Consider the following 14,221-nt stretch of genomic DNA (forward strand, 5'->3'; position numbering starts at 1 on the left):
TCAGCAACGACCGGCTCGACAATTTCAGCTACGCGGGCTTCTAGGCCCTTTTCCTTTATAATCCGGGGATCGGTTTCGTCCACTTGGTACCTATCGTCTTAATGCAAAGACATGCTTAGTGTCTTTGGCAGTTATTTCGGATACCTGAATTTCGACAGTCAGGCATCACTACCGACTTAGCTAATAAAAAAGAGCGGGTCCTTTCGGGGCCCACTCCTCAATGCTCTTAACTGAGCCGATAGAGAACTCTTGCTCTGCAATATAGTCATTTGACCACTGTATGCAACAGAAAATCAAAGATGAGCGCAGACAAAAGCGAGTCCCCTTTAGGTTTTCGTCTCTTGAACCCGTAAAAATGTCAGGTAACGGCCAATTCTACCTTCACGGTGTGCCTTGCGTTCGTACCGCGTACCTGGCCAATTGCTCCATGGTGTACGCCAGTCAGAAGCACATTCGGCACTCCACTCAAAAGCCGGATGCCTGCGACAATGGGACAGCGTCCAATCCACATAGGTGTCGATATCGCTGGCAAATCGATATTCACAGCCCGGCTTTAGAGCACGTGCAATGCGCGTCAGATTGATCTGGTTCACAAAGCGACGCTTCCAATGCTTCTTCTTTGGCCATGGATCTGGGTAAAGCTGATAAGCCATATCCAATGATGCAGCCGGAAGCCAGTCGAGCAACTTACCCGCGTCATCATCAAACAAACGGATATTCTTGAGACCATGCTCTTCAATGCTGGAGACAGCCTTGATAATGCCAGAGCTAAACGGCTCACACCCGATAAATCCGATTTCAGGATTTTCTCTGGCGCGATGAATTAGGTGCTCAGATCCCCCAAAGCCAATTTCAAGACAAACGCTCTTTACTGGGACGGGGAATAACTCTGCCAGATTTTCTGGAGGTGTTTGTGTCAGGTCCAACGCCACTTGTGGCATAACATCCTGAAGCAACTGCGATTGTCGCGGACTTGCTGGTTTTCCGACGCGGCGGCCGAAAAAAGAGCCTTTGTAGTGATCTACCATCGTTCTCATAAACACAAGCTGGCCAGAGGTCGCCCCGGCCAGCTGTTCATTCTCTAGCGTTAGAGGTTAAGCGTAGGCTTTCTCTACAGCATCACGTAGGTTATGGACAAGGTCGATTTTCTCCCAAGAGAAACCACCATCACCTTCAGCTTCGCGGCCAAAGTGGCCGTAGGCTGCTGTACGTGCGTAGATTGGCTTGTTCAAATTGAGGTGCTCGCGAATGCCGCGCGGAGTCAAGCTCATGACTTCACGGATTGCAGCTTCAACGCGCTCGCCTTCAACACGGCCCGTACCATGCAAGTTGACGAAGACAGATTGCGGTTCAGCGATACCAATCGCATAAGCCAGCTGAATGGTGCACTTGTCTGCCAAATCAGCGGCCACAACGTTTTTCGCGAGATAGCGAGCAGCGTATGCGGCAGAGCGGTCAACCTTGGTTGGGTCTTTACCCGAGAACGCACCGCCACCGTGTGGAGCAGCGCCGCCGTATGTATCCACGATGATCTTACGACCTGTGAGACCACAGTCGCCATCAGGACCACCGATCACGAACTTGCCGGTTGGGTTGATGTGCCAGATGGTGTTGCTGGTCACCCAGTCACCCGGCAGTGCTGCGCGGATGTAAGGTTCGACAACAGCACGCACATCGTCAGAGGTCATGGTTTCATCCAGATGCTGAGTGGACAGCACGATGGATGTTGCCTCTACCGGCTTACCATCCTCATAGCGAATGGAAACCTGGCTCTTCGCATCTGGGCCGAGCATCGGCTCGTTGCCAGATTTGCGAGCATCTGCCAGCAAACGCAGGATCTTATGGGAGTATAAGATTGGAGCAGGCATCAGCTCTTCAGTTTCGCGACATGCATAACCAAACATAATGCCCTGATCGCCGGCGCCTTCGTCCTTATTGTCAGCAGCGTCTACGCCCTGAGCAATGTCAGCGGACTGGCCATGCAAAAGAACCTGAACATCCAGGTCTTTCCAATTAAAGCCGGCTTGCTCATACCCGATATCCTTTACAGCAAGGCGGGCAATGTGAGCCAAATATTCTTTTGTGAGAGAGGCCGGGCCGCGGGTCTCACCTGCAATAACAAGCTTATTTGTTGTTGCAAGCGTTTCACACGCTACACGGGCTTCTGGCATTTCCTTTAGAAATGCGTCTACGATCGTATCTGAAACGCGATCGCAGACTTTGTCGGGATGGCCTTCTGAAACCGATTCCGACGTGAACACGTAGTTCTGACGAGCCATTGGCAAACGTCCTTCTGGGAAGAAAAATATAATTGAAGCGACGGCATATCCGTCGCTTCTGGTGTTACATCAAACAAGGAATGTCGATTACGTCAAGAGATTTAGATCAAAATTGCCGGAGAATTGCGAAATTTTACGGATCACAAACTTAATCTTCATCCCCAGCAAGACTCTTGACGAGCTCTACAACCTTTTTGCGAACTTTCGGGTTTTCTATGCGAACGAAAGCCTTGTTGAGAGCTAAACCATCAGAAGATGACAAAAAGTCGACGACGTATGTGGTTTGTGGATTATCACCAACACCAGGCGTCTCATCCGGGGTTCCCGGAGCATCTTCGAAGAAAAAGGCGACAGGCACTTTCAGAATGGTCGCAATGTGCTGCAAGCGGCTTGCACCAATCCGGTTGGTCCCTTTTTCATACTTCTGGATTTGCTGGAATGTAATACCAAGGCTTTCGCCAAGTTTTTCCTGACTCATGCCAAGCATCATGCGGCGCAAACGTACACGGCTGCCGACATGAATATCGATAGGGTTTGGTGCTTTTTTGCTGGGCATTATCAAAGGCCCTCTTCTTTGGTTTTTTACGGTGCCTTACCGTGGGTTTTTATTTAAACGAGAGCGCATTTCAGCAACTCTCGCAAGAACGCAATTCATCAAACCTGCATTTCGACTATTGCCAAAACAACCTCTGACAGAGGCATCGGTGGCAGGCCCATAAGGTTTTTTTGAGGCCAAATCTGACGATCCAGACGAAAACCTTTACGTGTATTAGATGACGACATTTGCGTGCATTCGTCAATCTCTACGGGTAGGTAATAATTTCTCCATCACCAATAGGAGACTAACAACTACTAGAATAATTCCCCAAAAAATTGAATCACCCACCCTCACGTAAGGCGTGGGTCTTAGTATTTTAGGCAATTCACTATTGAAACTACCTTTTTTATTTAGAACAACTTCTGCGAGTATTCTACCATTGGAATCTACTAGACTGGAAATACCAGTATTTGCAGCTCGCACCAACGGCACGCCTTGTTCAACTGCTCTAACTCTTGCCTGTGCCAAATGTTGGTACGGACCTGCTGTTTCGCCAAACCATCCGTCATTCGTTAGATTTACGAGCAAGTTAGGTCGCTCAGATACAGGCAGAACAGTTTGCGGGAAGATTGCCTCATAACAAATCAGGGGCTGGAAACTAAGTGAATTTTTTAAATCTATTTTTTTGTGCCGCGTCCCTGCAGTAAAATCTGCTGGAGCCGGAACGAGACGCTCCACACCAATGGATTGTAGAAGCCAGCGCTTTGGCAAATATTCCCCGAACGGAACCAGCCGCACTTTGTCATAGATATCTATGAGTGCACCTTCGTCCGACACAACAAAAGTACTGTTAAAAAAGAGATTCCCGTTCTCGGACAGTTCGCGACGAATACCACCTGTAATCAACATAGTATTTTGGGGAAGCGTGGCTCCGATGGCCTCCAGAGCCCCTGGTTCCTCATCCAGCAGGAATGGAAAAGCTGATTCAGGCCAGAAGATGAGGGTCTCGGTATCCAGTTTCAGCTCGGAAAGCGCCTGCTGTGTTTGCTGAAGATAGAGCGGTAGGAGTCTTTGTCTGTTCTCGGGCTTCCACTTGTCCGCTTGAGGTACATTGGGTTGTATTACCAGCACCTGAAGCCCTTCAACCGCCTGTTGAGGAGCCTGCAACCTATTCGTTCCGTATGCAACCACGCCGGCCCATACCAGCACACACGCGGAGATATAGGCAGCAGCAGCCTTACGCCTCTGGTCAATCAGCACAGCAGGCATCGAAAACAGGAACAACACAAGAAAACCGACACCGTAAATTCCCAAGGCAGAGAAGCTTTGCATCAGTGTAAGGTTTTCGGCAAAGGCATAGCCCCACACATTCCATGGAAAGCCTGTGAGCATGTGTCCACGCAGCCAGTTGGAAAGAGCCAAAGCAACCACAAAAAGCAGAATACGTGAGACCCCATGCGTCCAGAATAAGGACACCCCGCTCAGCACCAATGACGGGATCAAAGCAAGACCACCGGGCAGTATGACCAGCGCGAAAGGGATCATCCAAGCATAGCTCTTAGCGTCGACGAGAAACGCTTCGGCAATCCAGAACAATCCGATCAGGAAGAACCCGAAGAAAAACGCCCAGGAAACACGAAAGAACGCAAAAAAACGGGCTTTACGGTGATCTACGGTCTGACCCTTTGCTCCATCAAGCAGAAGGATCAGTAGTGGCAGCGTCACCCAAAGGATGGGAAAGGCACCGTAGGGAGGGAACGCAAAGGCAGATGCTATTCCCCCTGCAAAAGCAAGAAGTCCACGTCTCCACCCTGATAATTCCCGAAGACTGCTTATCAGAGTTCGAGACTTATCAATGGCAGAGACCATTCCCCACTCCCGAATATCATAGGTAAAAATTCAAATTTACGCTGCTTATTCTGCAGCTTCCGGCCTGCGTGGGCGTATTCTCTGAACTGCCACGCGCTGATCAACCCGGCGCTTGGAAATACGAAGGCGTTTAATGCGGCGCAAGTCAGCATCAATTACTTCGAACTCGAAAGCTGGCAAGGTCTTATCTATGATCAACTCACCACGAACCGGAACCCTGTCCAGAATAGAGAACAGCAGACCACCAAGTGTGTCCACTTCTTCCGTCTGCTCTTCGACGAGCTTGAAATCCGCTCCGAGCTCTTTCTGAAGGTCTTCCAGATCAATTCGAGGGTCAACTACCCAAACACCCGGGCTGACATTCATGATAAGTTCTTCTTCGTCCTTATCATGCTCATCTTCAATGTCGCCGACCACTGTCTCAACGATGTCCTCAAGTGACACGAGGCCGTCGGTTCCGCCGTATTCATCAATCACAAGCGCCATCTGCACACGGGTTACCTGCATCTTCTTCATCAAGTCAGAGGAAGACATGGATGGAGGCACAAAGTGCAGAGGCCGGATCAGGCCTGTCGCGTTCAATGGCGTTGAGAGATCAACACAAGACAGATCGAGCAGAGACTTTTCTTCTGTCGACTTTTCGGAGGAGTTCTTTTCTGGTTTCACCAAGGTCAAAGGCACATCAGTCTTCTTGGCTTTTACAGCCAGCTCGACGAAGTAGGACATCAAGTCCTTGATGTGGACCATGCCTCGCGGATCATCCAGATTGTCGTGATAAACAGGCATACGAGAGTGGCCGGATGCCCTGAACAAGGCCATCACCTGACCAATTGTCGTTGTATCTTCCACGGCCTCAATATCGGCCCGTGGGATCATGACATCTTCAACTCGAGATTCGCGCATTTGGAGGATGTTTGTCAGCAACTCGCGCTCTTCCTTCGTGAAAGCAGCATCAGCACCTTCACTATCGCGGGCGAGTTCATCTTCCAAATCTTCGCGCAATGAAACAGCCGCGCTTCTTCGGAAACCTCTAAACGGGTTCAGTTTTGATTTCAGCCTGGTCAGGACACCAGGCTTCATCGCTTGTGGCTCAGAGGTATCTTCGGCAACAGCTGTGCCGGTACTACTTGCAGGCTCTGCAGTTTCGGCCTGAGCGGAGGTGCTTGCACCTTCTGTACTTCGAGGTTCCGGGCTCATCTCTCTCTCGTTGTTCCCTGTACTCACCGTGAATACCAGGGGTTATTTATCTGCCGATAATGGCGCATCTTTGTATGGATCGGGGATTTGTAGGCTCGCCAAAATCAGGCGTTCTTCCGCTTCCATTTCTTCCGCTTCCTCATCTATCTGGTGATCATATCCAAAAAGATGAAGGGTTCCATGAACAATAAGATGAATCAGATGGTGTTCAAATGGTATTTCAAGCTCTACAGCTTCGCGCTTTACCGTCTCTTTTGCAATAATAATATCACCTAATAGCGGGCCGAATGGCGGCTCTTCGCTATCGTCTCCCGGAAAAGACAAGACGTTCGTTGGCTTGTCCTTCTCGCGCCACATCTTATTCAGTTCCTGAATATGGGCATCATCGGTGAAGACAAGAGAAACTTCTGTGTTTTCTATTACACTCAGCTCACTTGTTTCAAAAGCGGCGGCGATTGCTTTTTCAGCAATCGCTTCCAATAGTTCTTCACTCTCCCAATCGCCTGCTTCAATCAGCAGGTCAATGTGTACCGGGCAAGCTGTGTTCATTCCTGGGAGCCTTGCTCTTCATTTGCCTTGGCAGTCTCTTCAGCTTGCCTGCGTTCTTTGGCTTCCAACCGGCGACGGCTATCATTGTCGTAAGCGCCTACGATACGTGCCACCAGCTCATGACGAACAACATCGCTCTCTGTGAAGTCCACGCGAGAGATACCTTCGACGCCACTCAGAATTTTCAAAGCTTCACGTAAACCGGACATCTGGCCCGGAGGCAAGTCGACCTGACTCGGATCTCCTGTCACGATCATCTTGGAGTTTTCACCCAAGCGCGTCAGGAACATCTTCATCTGCATCGTCGTCGTATTCTGGGCTTCATCGAGAATAACGATAGCGTTGGAGAGCGTACGACCACGCATGAATGCGAGGGGTGCGACTTCAATCATACCACTTTCCAAGCCGCGTTCCAGCTTTTCCGGTGCCATCATCTCGTTGAGGCCATCGTAAAGCGGGCGCAGATACGGGTCGACCTTATCCTTCATATCGCCCGGCAAGAAGCCGAGGCGTTCGCCAGCTTCAACAGCTGGACGAGACAGGATCATACGATCAATCTCGCCACGCTCCAACAATGCAGCAGCGTAAGCAACCGCAAGGAAGGTTTTACCTGTACCAGCTGGACCAACGCCAAAGGTAAGGTCAGAACGGTCCATTGCCCGGACGTAAGCATCCTGAGCGGCTGTTCTGGCGACCAGTGTTTTGCGGCGCGTGGCAATCTGCGCAAATGCCATACGAGACTTGGGCTCCATCGTTGGCAAAGAGAGCTGCGCTTCAGCAACTTCTGCCAGACGGATTGCGCCATCAACATCACCAGGTGTGATGTCGTGACCACCCTGAAGACGCGTATAAAGTGACTCCAGAGCAAGCTTAGCCTGCTCTGTTGACGTTTTATTGCCGCGAATGGTGACCTGATTGCCGTGTGCAACTGCCTCAACACCCAACCGCTGTTCAATCAGCGCAAGGTTCTGGTCGAACTGACCGAACAGATCGCTCACAAGCCTATTGTCTTCGAATGCCAATACCACATGCATCATATCTGATGCCGCAATGGGGCGCATGGCCGTCCTTGAAGCGGACGTTGTCTGGGCTCTGCCCTTCAAATAATGCCTCCGTTCGCTTTTACGCGAGAATCTGGGAGCATCATGCACCTAAACAAGGCGACCTTCCAGACTATTTGCGCTGGCAGCGACAATTTCTACTGATCTGATTTCACTATACAGGTCCAACGGCGCATTTACATGAACTGGCTGGAGCCAAGGTGAACGACCTGCAAGTTGACCTTCTCTGCGGCCTTCCTTCTCAAACAGTACATCAATTGTTTTGCCAATCAATGACGCATTGAAGTCTTTTTGCTGGGTGCTGAGCAGTTCTTGCAATTCTGCCAGACGCTCGGACTTCACTCGCTCGTCGATCTGCTCTTCCAGTGTTGCACCCGGAGTACCCGGACGCGGGCTGTATTTGAAGGAGAATGCAGAGCCATAGGTGACGCGACGGATCAGATCCAGAGTGTCTTTGTGATCCTGATCAGTCTCACCCGGGAAACCAACGATAAAATCGCCGGAGAGTGCGATATCATCACGCGCTTCGCGAATGCGGTCGATCAGACGGAAGTAGTCATCACGGGTGTGTTTGCGGTTCATTGCTTTCAGGATCGCATCGGACCCAGATTGAACTGGCAAATGCAGATAAGGCATCAGAATATCAAGATCGCGATGAGCTGCAATCAGGCTGTCTTCCATATCCCTTGGGTGAGACGTGGTGTAGCGCAGGCGCTCAATGCCGTCGATCTTTGCCAAGCGGAACAGAAGTTCACCAAGGCCCCATTCACGGCCATCTGGACCTTCACCGTGCCATGCGTTGACGTTCTGGCCAAGCAAGGTCACTTCACGGACACCAGCAGCTGCCAAGCGCTCGGTTTCCATGACAATCTGCTCTACCTTACGGGAGACTTCAGCACCACGAGTGTAAGGCACCACACAGAAGGTACAGAACTTATCGCAGCCTTCCTGAACAGTCACAAATGCTGTGACACCACGCTTGCGGACTGCTTCCTTGGAAGGTGTCGCGAGGTGCTTGAATTTTTCCTGAATATCAAACTCTGTCTCAACGACCTTTGATCCGTTGGAGGCACGGTTCAGCAGCTCTGGAAGGCGGTGGTAAGACTGCGGGCCAACAACAAGGTCAACAATAGGCGCTCGGCGGGAAATCTCCGCACCTTCAGCCTGAGCGACACAACCAGCGACAGACACCATCATCTGCTTGCCGTCTTTGGCTTTCGCTTCCTTCAGCTTACGAATACGGCCAAGTTCAGAGTAGACCTTTTCTGCCGCCTTCTCACGAATGTGGCAGGTGTTCAGGATAACTAGATCCGCATCATCCGGATTTTCTGTTTTAACGTAACCATCGTTGCTCAGCGCGTCGTTCATACGATCGGAGTCGTAAACGTTCATCTGACAGCCATAGGTCTTGATGAAAACTTTACGGGTCGCTTCGGTTTTTTCGAGCGCCTCCGCAGTGTTTTCGGATTGGCTCAGGTTTTCGTTTTCTACTAGGTTATCCATTAAATCCTCAAGTGGATCTGCTGCCGGAGTATCTTCTTTTTCTAATGCCCAGCAATTCGAGCGCACCTGCCTGATTCATCAGCAACGCCAGCTCGTCATTTTCAGAATTTCGGAGAGCTTTACTCTGTTTTACGCCGAAAGAGAAGCCTTGTCTTGATCAGGTTTGAGCCTGCTCTTCTTGTTTGGGACCATTTCCCTGCAATGCTTCTATGGTCATCCCTCTGACCTGCTCTTCCAAATCGCGTGTTAAGCGTTTGCGATTAGTTGCTTTTTCGATAGGAACGGGAGTTCCCCATGTCAAATCAACATCTAATCCGCCTTCTTTAATGACAGACCAGAGATGGCCAGCGAGTTCCATGTCGCCGTACCAGGCAACATGAGCGCGCCAGAAACGTCCCATTGGCATGCCTTGCAGGCGCGTATAGGCAATTGAGAGTGGTTGCACATAAGCAACATCTTTTTCACCGACAATCATTGCGTGATGAACGGCACCAACCAGTGCAGATCTGAATGGCAGTACTTCATTGCCATTGCTGGATGTGCCTTCAGCAAACAACACCATCGCATCGCCTTGAGCCATGCGCTTAGCGACTTCCTTAGCAACACGACCGGTATCAGTTCTGCGCTGTCGATTGACAAAGACTGTCCGTTGGAGCTTAGCAAACTGACCAAATATCGGCCATCCAGCAACTTCAGACTTAGCGATAAAGCTCAGTGGCTTGGTGCATCCGATAACGACAATATCCAGCCAGGAGCAATGATTGGACGCTACAAGAAGAGGGCGTTCCAACGACATTTCCCCATGCTGCTGGATGCGCAGTCCAATCAGACGAGACGCGATTTTGTGCCAGAACAGAGGAATTTGCCGTTGAATGGGCCAACCTAACTTCATTGCGACCCACTGAGGGGGAACGAGGGTTAGCGTTAAGAGTGTTAGTGCGGCAAGTATGCAAATTGCTCTGACAGTTGCCATGCACGGCCCCTATTTTTCGTCTAACGGAATACCGTAGAGCTCCAGGCGATGATCAACCAGTTTGAAGCCCAGCTTACGCGCGACTTCTTCCTGCATTTTTTCGATTTCTTCACTCCGGAACTCAATCACGTCACCCGTGCGCAAATCAATCAGGTGATCGTGGTGTTCATCAGAAACGGTTTCGTACCTGGAGCGGCCATCGCGGAAATCGTGACGTTCAATGATACCGGAGTCTTCAAAAAGCTTCACTGTGCGGTAAACAGTTGAGATAGAGATCTTCGGGTCGATCTTGGAGGCTCTTCTGTAAAGCTCTTCCACATCTGGGTGGTCTTCAGCAGACTGAATTACATCAGCAATCACGCGGCGCTGTTCTGTCATCCGCATACCCTTATGAGCACACATTTCAATCAGCGTCATTTTTTCTTCTGCCGTCATTTGCCCCAATTCCTCAAAATCACACAGGCACCACAGTTCCAGTCTGTGTTGGTATCCTAGCCCTCAAAACTGTGAGAGAAAAGAACCAGTTTCACTGTTACGCGGTTTGAGCGTGAGCTAAAAGCCTCATCTCACATGCGTAGTGTCGCTTAAACGAGATCGCAACGCATAACAAGCGCTGTTCCACTGCCTTCGCTAGCCGCATAATACGCTTTTCTTTCTCCAACCTGCTTGAAGCCCAAGTTTTTATAAAGCCTCAATGCGGAGCTGTTCGTGTCATCCACTTCCAAGAACAGTGCTTCGGTACGATCAGAGTAAAGCTGGAAGATGGCGGCTTCCATAAGTTTCCGCCCTATCCCCCTTTTTTGATGCTTCGGGGAGACTGCAATAGTCAAGACTTCGGCCTCACCTGCAATCGAACGGATCACGACAAAGCCCAGATCGGCTTTTCCAGTCACACCAGATGTGCGGGCAGACAGGAAGAAAACGCCTTTTTGCTCAAAGATTGCGGCAAGTTCTGCTGTACCCCAATTTTGCTTGAAGCACTCGGCATGAAGTTTCGCCAGTTTAGGCAGGTCGTCTTTCTCAGCACGCTCAATAACCGGCGGCTTTTCTGATGTCCACCAGGACTTCATTGACGACGAACCTTTCCTTTCTCACCCGGAATAGCATCAGGAGCCCGAAGGTAGAGTGGCATCGGAGCTTTATCCTTACGCTTTGCACCTTTACCGAGCTTTGCGATGTAGTCAATCGATGCAGCAGCGGCATCATTGCAAACGCGAGATTTATCTATGCCTGCAGCATTGGCGACAGCCTGTGCAGCAGAGCCTGCCAGAATGGTCTCAGCATCGAGACTGTGTGCCAGGTCCTTAACGGTTGAAACGCGGGCCTCTCCAATCGGAGCGCCAGTTTCATCAAACTTTTGGCAGTAGACTTCATTACGACGCGCATCGAGAACCACCAGAATTGGTTTTCTGACGGGAGCTGCGTCCAAAGACTCGTGTGCGATTGCAGCCAATGTTGTGACCGAGACAACAGGCTTTTCGAGAACGAGACCAAACCCACGCGCAATGGAAAGACCGACACGCAGACCTGTAAAACTACCCGGACCAACATTTACAACAATGCGGTCCAGTGAGTTAAACGTTGTCGAGGAGTCCGTCATGACACTCGCAACCATGCCCATAATGCGTTCGGCATGACCTCGTCCGAGATCTTCGCATTGGGAGACAATATCCGGCGTACCGCCTTCATCGGTTAAAACGGCGGCAGCACAGGTACTTAGTGCGGTATCAATAGCAAGCAACTTCATAAGTTCGGCTTATCGTTAGGGCAGCTGGTTGTCGAGCAACCAATTCGTTTAACACCCGGAGTATTTTTTGGCCTTGCAGCAAAAAGGGCAGCTGGTGCTGCCCTGTTTCAGAAGATTTACATTAGTAGAAACTACATTTGCCTAACTTCTTGAACTTCTGGGATGAAATGCCGCATCAGGTTCTGAATACCATGGCTCAGTGTCGCTGTTGAGGATGGGCAACCTGCACAGGCGCCGCGCATGCTCAAATAAACGATACCCTCACGATATCCCCTGAATGTTATGTCACCACCATCTTGAGCAACTGCAGGGCGTACGCGGGTCTCGAGGAGCTCTTTGATCATGGTTACGGTTTCTTCGTCTTCTGCGTCGAAGAACTCTTCTCCTGTATCGCCATCACCAGCTTCCTCACCTTTCAGGATCGGGGTGTTGGCCATGAAGTTTTCCATGATCGCACCAAGAATGGCCGGGCGCATATGCTGCCAATCAGTTTCATCCTTAGTTACGGTGATAAAGTCATGACCAAAGAAGATGCCAACAACGCCTGGAATAGTAAAAAGCTTCTCCGCCAGAGGCGATATTGTGGCTTCTCCTGCCGAGCGAAAATCGCGTGTGCCTTCCGACAAGACTACTCGGCCAGGCAAGAACTTGAGAGTTGCCGGATTTGGTGTCGCTTCGGTCTGAATGAACATGGTTTTGTTTCCGATTTTTATGCCAAAGAGCTTTCGCAAGCAGTCGCAGCACAGTTTACACTACTTAACGCTTCAGCAATGACTGTTTTCAAGTTCTATATGATAGGTAAACCTGATCAGGCAAGAGCATCTAGTGCATCATCGTCCAAATTACCTGGTACGATGGTTGTCGGAATCGGGAATGTTCCTGCCGATTTGCCCGCAATGGATGAAACAAGAGGCCCTGGGCCTTCTTTGCTGGTTCCTGCTGCCAATACAAGAATCGCAATGTCTGCATCTTCTTCAATCAGGTCAATGATCTCATCTGACTGGTGACCTTCGCGCACAACCAGCTCTGGCTCTGTCCGTGCAGCAGCTCTCACCTTTTCGGCAGCTTTGGCCAAAATGGTGTCTGCATTATCACGCGCTTCCTGGCGCATGATATCCTCAACCCCTAGCCAATGCTGGAAGTTTCCGGGTGCAATGACAAAGAGCAAGAGAACGACGCCGCCGGTACGGGCCGCACGCTTTGAGGCATAAACGATGGCTCGACCACATTCTGGAGTGTCATCGACTACAACCAGAAACTTTCGGTCGTGACCTTCTTCATTACTTTTGCGAATAGCTACCATGTCGGCATGCTGCCACTTGAGGTGGTATGCGGCAAGTATTTTTCCTTGCCACATTCCGTTAGGTTTTCTTTTTCCGACTGATTTTTTCGTCAGTTAGAGGATGAACTGAGACAAATCGACATTCTTGGCCAGTTCACTCACATTCGACTTCACGTAGGCTGCATCAATTGTGACCTGCTCACCAGACTTGTCTGGTGCGACGAAGGAAATCTCATCCAGCACGCGCTCCATCACAGTCTGCAAGCGGCGAGCCCCAATGTTTTCGACCGTCGCATTCAAATCAACAGCAACTGTCGCAATCTCGTCGATTGCGTCCTCGGTAAATTCGATGCTCACGCTTTCCGTCGCCATCAATGCAACATATTGCTTGATCAGGCTGGCTTCGGTTTCTGTCAGGATCTTGACAAAATCTTCTTTCGTCAGCGCTTTCAGCTCAACACGGATCGGAAGCCGACCCTGAAGTTCAGGCAGAAGGTCTGATGGTTTTGACACATGGAATGCACCAGATGCGATGAACAGAATGTGGTCTGTTTTCACCGGGCCATGTTTTGTTGAAACAACAGTACCCTCGATCAGTGGCAGCAAGTCACGCTGAACGCCTTCACGGGAAACATCGCCACCATTACGGCCATCTTTCCCGCAGATTTTGTCGATCTCATCGAGGAAAACGATGCCGGAGTTTTCAACCAGCTCGATGGCCTCTTGAACAACCTTCTCTTCATCGAGAAGCTTGTCGGACTCCTCTGCCAGAAGAAGCTTGTGGCTATCTTTGACGTTTGTGCGCTTCGGCTTGGTCTGACCACCAAATGCCTTACCCAGCATGTCAGAGATATTCATGACACCGACGCTGCCCCCTGGCATGCCAGGAATATCGAAGCTTGGCATCTGTGGGTTGGCACGCACCTCAACTTCAATTTCTTTGTCGTCGAGGTCACCTTCGCGCAGCTTCTTGCGGAATGTATCACGGGTGGCCGGGCTTGCATTGTTGCCGACCAATGCATCCAGAACACGCTCTTCAGCAAGAACATGTGCTTTTGCTTCGACTTCTTTGCGGCTTTGCTCACGCACAAGGGCGATGCTGGATTCGACCAGATCACGAACGATCTGCTCTACATCACGGCCAACGTATCCCACCTCGGTAAACTTGGTTGCTTCAACTTTTGTGAAAGGAGCATTCGCAAGCTTAGCAAGGCGACGAGAGA

General features: G+C 50.4%; 15 protein-coding genes. All 15 read right to left on the minus strand.

The features are described from left to right. Positions 1-326: 326 nt before the first annotated feature. Positions 327-1,028, minus strand: a complete 702-nt coding sequence (trmB, locus tag PPL9_RS12920) for a tRNA (guanosine(46)-N7)-methyltransferase TrmB (protein WP_057463072.1) — start codon at positions 1,026-1,028, stop codon at positions 327-329. Between the two features lie 66 nt (positions 1,029-1,094). Beyond that, positions 1,095-2,279, minus strand: a complete 1,185-nt coding sequence (gene metK / locus PPL9_RS12925) for a methionine adenosyltransferase (RefSeq protein WP_057463073.1) — start codon at positions 2,277-2,279, stop codon at positions 1,095-1,097. A gap of 148 nt (positions 2,280-2,427) precedes the next feature. Beyond that, complete coding sequence (locus tag PPL9_RS12930; RefSeq protein WP_057463247.1) at positions 2,428-2,838, minus strand: helix-turn-helix domain-containing protein; 411 nt, start codon at positions 2,836-2,838, stop codon at positions 2,428-2,430. Between the two features lie 237 nt (positions 2,839-3,075). Beyond that, positions 3,076-4,686, minus strand: a complete 1,611-nt coding sequence (lnt, locus tag PPL9_RS12935) for an apolipoprotein N-acyltransferase (protein WP_057463074.1) — start codon at positions 4,684-4,686, stop codon at positions 3,076-3,078. Positions 4,687-4,731: 45 nt separating this feature from the next. After that, entirely contained in the window at positions 4,732-5,883 is a 1,152-nt protein-coding gene (locus PPL9_RS12940) for a hemolysin family protein (protein WP_082596808.1), read from the minus strand. 42 nt (positions 5,884-5,925) lie between these two features. Further along, positions 5,926-6,432 carry an rRNA maturation RNase YbeY gene (ybeY, locus tag PPL9_RS12945; protein WP_057463076.1) on the minus strand — a complete coding sequence of 169 codons (507 nt, stop codon included), beginning with the start codon at positions 6,430-6,432 and terminating at the stop codon, positions 5,926-5,928. Beyond that, a complete protein-coding gene (locus PPL9_RS12950; protein ID WP_161831288.1) occupies positions 6,429-7,493 on the minus strand; it encodes a PhoH family protein in 1,065 nt (354 codons plus the stop codon). Before PPL9_RS12950 ends, ybeY begins: the two co-directional genes overlap by 4 nt. Before the next feature lie 90 nt (positions 7,494-7,583). Beyond that, positions 7,584-8,996 carry a tRNA (N6-isopentenyl adenosine(37)-C2)-methylthiotransferase MiaB gene (gene miaB / locus PPL9_RS12955; RefSeq protein ID WP_057463077.1) on the minus strand — a complete coding sequence of 471 codons (1,413 nt, stop codon included), beginning with the start codon at positions 8,994-8,996 and terminating at the stop codon, positions 7,584-7,586. Positions 8,997-9,153: 157 nt separating this feature from the next. After that, positions 9,154-9,969 carry a lysophospholipid acyltransferase family protein gene (locus tag PPL9_RS12960; protein WP_057463078.1) on the minus strand — a complete coding sequence of 272 codons (816 nt, stop codon included), beginning with the start codon at positions 9,967-9,969 and terminating at the stop codon, positions 9,154-9,156. A 9-nt stretch (positions 9,970-9,978) separates the two neighbouring features. After that, positions 9,979-10,404, minus strand: a complete 426-nt coding sequence (locus tag PPL9_RS12965) for a Fur family transcriptional regulator (protein WP_057463079.1) — start codon at positions 10,402-10,404, stop codon at positions 9,979-9,981. 149 nt (positions 10,405-10,553) lie between these two features. Beyond that, on the minus strand, positions 10,554-11,039 hold the full coding sequence (gene rimI / locus PPL9_RS12970; RefSeq protein WP_057463080.1) for a ribosomal protein S18-alanine N-acetyltransferase: 486 nt from the start codon (positions 11,037-11,039) through the stop codon (positions 10,554-10,556). After that, positions 11,036-11,716: a tRNA (adenosine(37)-N6)-threonylcarbamoyltransferase complex dimerization subunit type 1 TsaB gene (tsaB, locus tag PPL9_RS12975; protein WP_057463081.1), complete on the minus strand. Its 681-nt coding sequence runs from the start codon at positions 11,714-11,716 to the stop codon at positions 11,036-11,038. The genes rimI and tsaB overlap by 4 nt, the downstream gene beginning before the upstream one ends. A gap of 131 nt (positions 11,717-11,847) precedes the next feature. After that, a complete protein-coding gene (locus PPL9_RS12980) occupies positions 11,848-12,408 on the minus strand; it encodes a NifU family protein (protein WP_057463082.1) in 561 nt (186 codons plus the stop codon). Positions 12,409-12,524: 116 nt separating this feature from the next. Then, positions 12,525-13,019, minus strand: a complete 495-nt coding sequence (locus PPL9_RS12985) for a universal stress protein (protein ID WP_057463249.1) — start codon at positions 13,017-13,019, stop codon at positions 12,525-12,527. A 93-nt stretch (positions 13,020-13,112) separates the two neighbouring features. Beyond that, positions 13,113-14,221 (minus strand): ATP-dependent protease ATPase subunit HslU (gene hslU, locus PPL9_RS12990; protein ID WP_244273388.1); only part of this gene is annotated, 1,109 nt, incomplete at its 5' end.

This window comes from Pseudovibrio sp. POLY-S9, from assembly GCF_001431305.1.
Taxonomy (GTDB): Bacteria; Pseudomonadota; Alphaproteobacteria; order Rhizobiales; family Stappiaceae; genus Pseudovibrio.

Coding starts and splice junctions, on each gene's coding strand:
- PPL9_RS12980 (WP_057463082.1), bottom strand. CDS start 12,408: ATGTTCATTCAGACCGAAGCGACACCAAATCCGGCAACTCTCAAGTTC.
- metK (WP_057463073.1), bottom strand. CDS start 2,279: ATGGCTCGTCAGAACTACGTGTTCACGTCGGAATCGGTTTCAGAAGGC.
- miaB (WP_057463077.1), bottom strand. CDS start 8,996: ATGGATAACCTAGTAGAAAACGAAAACCTGAGCCAATCCGAAAACACT.
- lnt (WP_057463074.1), bottom strand. CDS start 4,686: ATGGTCTCTGCCATTGATAAGTCTCGAACTCTGATAAGCAGTCTTCGG.
- ybeY (WP_057463076.1), bottom strand. CDS start 6,432: ATGAACACAGCTTGCCCGGTACACATTGACCTGCTGATTGAAGCAGGC.
- rimI (WP_057463080.1), bottom strand. CDS start 11,039: ATGAAGTCCTGGTGGACATCAGAAAAGCCGCCGGTTATTGAGCGTGCT.
- PPL9_RS12950 (WP_161831288.1), bottom strand. CDS start 7,493: ATGCGCCCCATTGCGGCATCAGATATGATGCATGTGGTATTGGCATTC.
- PPL9_RS12965 (WP_057463079.1), bottom strand. CDS start 10,404: ATGACGGCAGAAGAAAAAATGACGCTGATTGAAATGTGTGCTCATAAG.
- PPL9_RS12960 (WP_057463078.1), bottom strand. CDS start 9,969: ATGGCAACTGTCAGAGCAATTTGCATACTTGCCGCACTAACACTCTTA.
- PPL9_RS12985 (WP_057463249.1), bottom strand. CDS start 13,019: ATGGTAGCTATTCGCAAAAGTAATGAAGAAGGTCACGACCGAAAGTTT.
- PPL9_RS12940 (WP_082596808.1), bottom strand. CDS start 5,883: ATGAGCCCGGAACCTCGAAGTACAGAAGGTGCAAGCACCTCCGCTCAG.
- trmB (WP_057463072.1), bottom strand. CDS start 1,028: ATGGTAGATCACTACAAAGGCTCTTTTTTCGGCCGCCGCGTCGGAAAA.
- tsaB (WP_057463081.1), bottom strand. CDS start 11,716: ATGAAGTTGCTTGCTATTGATACCGCACTAAGTACCTGTGCTGCCGCC.